A 383-nucleotide genomic window follows, 5' to 3' on the forward strand; every position below is an offset into this window, starting at 1 on the left:
CCCCCCCCCCCCCCCCCCCCCCCCCCCCCCCCCCCCCCCCCCCCCCCCCCCCCCTTTTTCACTGATCCCGCGACCACCTAGATCTACACTAGGTTCTCTTCGTCGGCAGCGTCAGATGTGTATAAGAGACAGCAGGGTGCCCAGCGTGGTAGCGTAGCGCACCGAATCCACCTGCGACAGAAGCGTGCTCGGCGTTATCTCCAGTTGGCGGCAGGCGTCGGCCAGCGCGAACATGCAGTTCACCAGCCCATCTGTCTCTTATACACATCTCCGAGCCCACGAGACCGTACAGGAAATCGCGTATGCCGTCTTCGGCTTGAACAGGCGGGGGGGGGGGGGGGGGGGGGGGGGGGGGGGGGGGGGGGGGGGGGGGGGGGGGGGGG

At 69.7% G+C, this 383-nt stretch carries 1 protein-coding gene; it reads right to left on the reverse strand.

Translation table 11 applies throughout. From position 1 onward, the window contains the following. Positions 1-111 precede the first annotated feature (111 nt). The gene (locus tag JHD63_RS24660; protein ID WP_255519321.1) at positions 112-243 is read right to left on the reverse strand and encodes a hypothetical protein; all 132 of its coding nucleotides are present in this window, start codon (positions 241-243) and stop codon (positions 112-114) included. Positions 244-383 lie beyond the last annotated feature (140 nt).

The sequence above is a fragment of the Xylophilus sp. ASV27 genome (assembly GCF_016428875.1).
In the GTDB taxonomy this organism is placed as follows: domain Bacteria; phylum Pseudomonadota; class Gammaproteobacteria; order Burkholderiales; family Burkholderiaceae_C; genus Xylophilus.